Source organism: Niastella sp., assembly GCF_045805085.1.
Taxonomy (GTDB): domain Bacteria; phylum Bacteroidota; class Bacteroidia; order Chitinophagales; family Chitinophagaceae; genus Niastella.
On the sequence record NZ_JBJMLX010000468.1, the window covers coordinates 1 to 3,653 of the forward strand.

At 51.0% G+C, this 3,653-nt stretch carries 3 protein-coding genes; 1 reads left to right on the forward strand and 2 read right to left on the reverse strand.

The window, feature by feature from the left end:
• Together ACJ751_RS24625 and ACJ751_RS24630 are read right to left on the reverse strand one after the other, a co-directional pair.
• The coding region (locus ACJ751_RS24625) for a hypothetical protein (RefSeq protein WP_407748188.1) at positions 1-440 on the reverse strand (440 nt) is incomplete at its 3' end.
• Positions 441-541: 101 nt separating this feature from the next.
• Complete coding sequence (locus tag ACJ751_RS24630) at positions 542-1,579, reverse strand: prolipoprotein diacylglyceryl transferase (protein ID WP_407748189.1); 1,038 nt, start codon at positions 1,577-1,579, stop codon at positions 542-544.
• Positions 1,580-2,009: 430 nt separating this feature from the next.
• On the opposite strand from ACJ751_RS24630, the gene ACJ751_RS24635 reads away from it, so the two are divergent.
• Positions 2,010-3,653 (forward strand): RagB/SusD family nutrient uptake outer membrane protein (locus ACJ751_RS24635; protein WP_407748190.1); only part of this gene is annotated, 1,644 nt, incomplete at its 3' end.

The window sequence follows — 3,653 nt, forward strand, 5'->3', positions numbered from 1 at the left end:
AGATTAGCCGAAAGTGCATTGCCGGTATGAAAAAGGAACCAGGGCAGGCTGCCTGCCGCCCCTTGCAACACCACTTCCGCGAGTGTCCATACCGCTGCAATAAACAAAGGATGGGGGATCCGAAAAGCGATCCATAATATAGCCGCAAAAGCAAGAGAAAAAAGGAAGACGCATACCAGAAAAATAACGACCCCATAACCAATCGACAAACCAGTAAAAGCAGGAATACCTGTAATCATCCAGGCAAAGGCCATACAGGAGAAAGCAGCGCCCGAGATCAATCCGGCCCGGAAAGGAGTGAGCGTAGATTGTTTACCAAACAAGGGAATCAATAACGGAACCAGGGCTATCCACCCCAACATAAACACCGCCTGTTGCACGGCAACAAACAGGCACCAACCAGCGATAATAGCTCCTCCTATTGGGGCGTAACGGTTCATAAGCAGGCAATCAGCAGTGAAGTTGGAACTAAAAGTAAGTGCTAAAAATTAATATTAAATACTTTTTTATCAGATGAAATTTGTGCTATGGTAAAATAGTACTACTTATGAAGGGCCAATTTGCGCGTGGAAAGCAGCAGCCCGATCAGCCCGGTGAGCATCCAGCCGAGGGCAAGAACCTGTGCCTGGCTTAGATTCCAATAGCCGATCTCATAACGGGGATTTATGCGGATGAACTCGATGCAGAAGCGTTCAGCACCATTCAGGATGGCAAAATAAGCGAAAAGAATTCCTGGTTTTTTTAGGGTGCGGCGCAGTTTCCAAAGCAGTAAAAACAGGCAAAGGCAGATAAGAGCTTCATACAAAGGGGTAGGGTAAACGGGTGTGGTCAGTACGGTGCAGTGACTGCCCGTGCACCCGGGAATGTATAGGCCCTGATGCACACTGTTATGCGGGTACCTGCTGGCCCATAACCATTGCGGCACCCAGCCCGGCTTCGGTTGGTTGTTTATAATGCCCCAGTCGCCATCGCCCGCTACATGACAGCCCATTCTGCCAATGGCATAAGCCAGCATCATGCCCGGACTGCCAATATCCGCTGCCATGGCGGGGCGAATGCCGTACCGTTTATTGATGTATAAATAAGTAAGCGCACCCGCGATCAGCCCGCCATAGTAATTCAATCCATGGAAGGTGAAGAAGGGTTCACCACTGGCAAGGGCATCCAGTTGGGCAAAAAGGATGGCGCCGGCAAAACCAAACAACCCGCAATACAACAACAGGTAGTCCATCAACTGGTAGGGATGCATGGGTTCGCTTCCTGTTCTGGACGGTGATTGACGCCTGGCTATTTGCCATACAATCAATCCAACCACCAAACCCGCTACCCCGTTACCACGGGTAGAAAAGATAAAATCGGGCGGTGTGCCCAGGTATAAGTTACGGTGCAGCCACCAGTAAACGATCTTAGCCCCGGCCACAAAACCCAGCAAGCCCCAGCAAAGCGGATGCACCATACGGGTAGGTCTGGGAAAAGGATGGAGGAACCCTTCCGCCTCTTTTCGCCGGTATTCCAACCGGAAAACAAAGTAAGCGGCCACAAAAGCCAGCAGCAGGAATAATCCAAAGAGGGTAAACATTGTACTATTATAACATCATCTATTTTGATCGAGGTAGAAAAGTATGAAAAAGGACTTCCTAAAACGGTTTTTCTTTTTACATTTAATCAGGCAATCACGAATTGCCGGTTCCAAAAAGCCAAAAACGACAAGGCCGAAACGCCTGATTTCTTAACGCTAATTGCTTGTGTATGATAGTAAAACTGGTATATCACCGCTGTTGGGTACGCATTCCAAATTATCACCATAACGGGCCGGTTACCCATCGCTCCGCCTCTTATCTGCTCAACCATTTTTTTCAATCCGGGGTCAAATTAACACCTCCGGTCGACCATTTTTTAACGTGAGCACAAAATATTTTTCGCCATTTCGGGCCTGAAAACCTGTACAATTTTACCATATGTTGAGCTCGCCTGTAATGTCCGCCAACTAAACCAACTATTGCTTGAAAATGAAAAAACTTGCCATAGCAGTATTAACGATCTGCGTATTGATGGCCCTGGTGACTGCCTGTAAGAAAACGAGTTTTCTTGACCAGACCGTCACCTCGAGCCTGGATGAGAACACCACTTTCAGCGACAGCTCCAACGCCATGCAGTTCCTGAATAATATTTATGTAGATCTCGGGTTTGCCACCGACCCGCGCCGGTTTACCAATGTACCCGGTACTTTTGGGGCCGGACTGGAAGCTGCCTGTGATGAAGCCGAAGGGCCCAATGCAGCCAGCACCAATGGCTTTATACAATTTGCCACTGGTTCGGTAAACCCCACAGTTGTTCCCGACGATGCGTGGAAAAAATGTTACGCCAACATTCGCGCGGTTAACCAGTTCCTGAAACACCTGCCCGTTATCCCATTCAACAGCGCCCTGAAAACACAGGTGTCCGCTGAGGCCCGTTTTCTCCGTGCCTGGTATTATACCATGCTGATGCAACACTATGGCGGCGTGCCGCTGATCGGCGATACCATTTATGCATCGGCCGATCACATCGATGTAAAACGCAACACCTACCAGGAATGTGTAAACTATGTATTGACCGAACTGGATGCGGCCGCAGGGGTGCTGCCTACTACCTGGACGGGCGCACAGTATGGCCGGGCCAGCAAAGGCGCCTGTCTGGCAGTGAAAGCCCGGGTGTTGTTATTTGCTGCGAGCCCTTTATTTAACAATGGCGGCATGGCGGCCGGCGACGCCAACCTCGCCAATATTGTAGCCTATCCCGATGCCGATCCCAAACGCTGGCAACTGGCCGCCGATGCCGCCAAAGCGGTGATAGCACTCAACGCCTACCAGTTGTTTGTAGACTCCACGTCAAAACCCGGCGAGCCGGGCTATGGTTTCACCGAGCTGTTCACCAAACGGTATAATACCGAATACATCCTGCCCCGGATGATGGGCGATAACAAATACCTGGAGTCGTTGTGGGATGCGCCTTCGCGTGGCGGCTCGGGCGGTTCTTTCCCTTACCAGGAAATAGTAGACGCCTTTCCCATGAACAATGGGTTGGACATCACTGATCCCGCTTCGGGATACGATCCCACCCATCCTTACCAGCACCGCGACCCTCGGCTGGGGTATACGATCATGCACGATTCAACGCTTCGGGTAACATTTGGTACCAACCAGCCTTCACCGGTGCAGTTGTACCTCAACACCTCAGTTACCCCCGCTGTGGCTTCCAGTGGCGATGCAGTGTATAAAGGCACGCCCACCGGGTTGTACATCTATAAAATGGTTGACCCGAATGTGATCAACAACAGCGTAGGCAACACGTCGCGTGTGCTGCCACTGATCAGGTATGCAGAAGTGGTGCTGAATTTTGCAGAAGCCACCAATGAAGCGGTGGGGCCAACCGCAGAAGTGTATCAGTCCCTGGAAGCCATCCGGCAGCGGGCTGGTTTACGGCCCTGGCAATTGCCTGCCGGTTTAAGCCAGGCGCAAATGCGCGCCGTAATCCGGAAAGAAAGAAGACTGGAACTGGCTTTTGAAGGATTTCGCTTTTGGGATGTACGCCGCTGGCTGATCGCCGATCAAACCGAAAACCAAACCATGCACGGCATGGAGGTTGACCGCGGACCGGACGTGGTGTATAAA